Raw genomic sequence first — 2,048 nt, 5'->3', positions numbered from 1 at the left:
CCCCGAATTTATCCGTGGGGTCAATGCTTCAATTCTAAAATCTAAAATCTAAAATCTAAAATCTAAAATCGATTGACGCTCTGTATGGGCTCAAAGTGCGATCGGGTTCTGCTTGAATTTGATCCAGTTCTTTTTGCTGGCGTTCCTGTTATCAGAGTTTGTGCGACTCCACAGCACTCAGGAAGCGCCGCCCGCCGGGACGATAAATTTCTAGGTAGAGTCAGTTTTCAATCTTAGATTGACTGCAAATTTGTGTAATATTTTACAATTTGTCGATCGACAAAATGGCCGAAAATGTCTATTCTCTACCAAAAGCTAGATCCGCAACAAACATCTGCTACTGTAGCCTAACCCCTAAAAGCTAAAAAAAGTGTATGCAAATTCAAACGCCAGACTGGGTTAAAAACGCCGTATTCTACCAAATATTCCCCGATCGCTTCGCCAAAAGCAAACAGCCCCGCAAACGCATGCTGCAAAACTTCATGTGGGAAGAATGGCACGCAATCCCCACCCTGCAAGGCTACAAAGGCGGCGACTTGTGGGGCGTGATGGAACAGCTAGACTACTTGCAAGACTTAGGCATTAACGCAATTTACTTCACCCCCATATTTCAGTCGGCCAGCAATCACCGCTACCACACCCACGACTACTATCAAGTCGATCCGATGTTGGGTGGCAATCCGGCTTTTAAAGAGCTTCTAGACGCCGCCCACGATCGCAACATCAAAGTTGTCCTCGACGGCGTATTCAACCACGCCAGCCGCGGCTTTTTCTTCTTCCACGACATCCTCGAAAACGGCCCCGGTTCTCCTTGGCTCGATTGGTTTAAAATTGAAGGCTGGCCGTTATCTGCTTACGACGGCAATTTTCCTGCTAATTATGCCGGTTGGGATGGGAATCGAGCCCTTCCTGTATTCAATCACGACAATCCAGAAGTGCGAGAATACATCATGGAAATCGCCGAATATTGGATTAAATTTGGCGTCGATGGCTGGCGGCTGGACGTTCCTTTTGAAATTAAAACCCCGGGATTTTGGCAGGAATTTCGCGATCGAGTTAAAGCAGTTAATCCCGAAGCTTACATTGTGGGCGAAGTTTGGGAAGATGCGAGAGAATGGCTCGACGGCACTCAATTTGACGGGGTAATGAATTATCTTTTTGCTGCACCGACTATTGCTTTTGCAGCGGGGGACAGGGTAGATTTAACTCAAATTGAAGGCCGTGCTTACCATCCCTATCCGCCACTTTTTGCTAAAGAGTACGGCGACAAAATTCAGCAGGTGTTGGAACTGTACCCGTGGCCAATACAGCTAACTCAACTTAATTTGTTGGCCAGTCACGATACTGCGAGGTTGTTAACAATTGCAGGAGGCGATAAAGCTAGTGTTGAACTTGCAACTTTGCTGCTGTTAACTTTTCCCGGAGCTCCTAGCATTTACTACGGCGATGAAGTTGGTTTGCCCGGTGCTCTCGATCCCGATTCTCGCCGCAGTTTTCCCTTACAAGGTCACTGGGAACTTGATGTTTTAGATTATCACAAGCAGTTGATAGGTTTGCGGCACAAATACGCTGCCCTCCGCACTGGTTCGTACCAAGTTCTGTTTGCTGAGGGAACGGTTTACGTTTTTGCCCGAATTTTGGGGGATGAGGAAATAGTTGTTGCTGTCAATGTCGCGACCGAAGAAGCTAATATTAGCTTTGAGCCAGCTAATCTGAAATCTCCTCACGATAAATTGCTGTTCGGTAAAGGCGAGTTTGTTTGGAAAGGTGACGGGGAAACTCGGCATTTAGAATTGATGCTGCCGGCGCGATCGGGATTGATTTTAGGTTCGGATAATTAGTTTAGCAATTACGCAAGTGTCACGATCCAATTGACTTGTAGGGTGCGTCAGACCGATTGATGGACGGATGATGCAGGGTTTTGGCTCTGACGCACCTTACTAATTGTGACACTTGCGTAAGTTCTCTAGTTTAGACCTCTTGCAAAAAAAATATATGTTATAATTAGAGGTTTTAAATTTAATCCCCTAGAGCTAACTCATAATTGT

The 2,048-nt window shown here is 45.9% G+C and carries 1 protein-coding gene; it reads left to right on the top strand.

Going from position 1 to position 2,048, the window contains the following annotated elements:
- Window positions 1-374 precede the first annotated feature (374 nt).
- The gene (locus QUA16_RS36455) at window positions 375-1,841 is read left to right on the top strand and encodes a glycoside hydrolase family 13 protein (RefSeq protein WP_333109725.1); all 1,467 of its coding nucleotides are present in this window, start codon (window positions 375-377) and stop codon (window positions 1,839-1,841) included.
- The last annotated feature ends 207 nt before the right edge of the window (window positions 1,842-2,048 follow it).

The sequence above is a fragment of the Microcoleus sp. S13_C3 genome (assembly GCF_036700905.1).
In the GTDB taxonomy this organism is placed as follows: Bacteria; Cyanobacteriota; Cyanobacteriia; order Cyanobacteriales; family Microcoleaceae; genus Microcoleus.
This window is presented reverse-complemented; position numbering and strand designations above follow the sequence as displayed.

What these genes read in the sequence shown, in the direction of transcription:
- QUA16_RS36455 (WP_333109725.1), top strand. Translation starts at nt 375, where the DNA reads ATGCAAATTCAAACGCCAGACTGGGTTAAAAACGCCGTATTCTACCAA.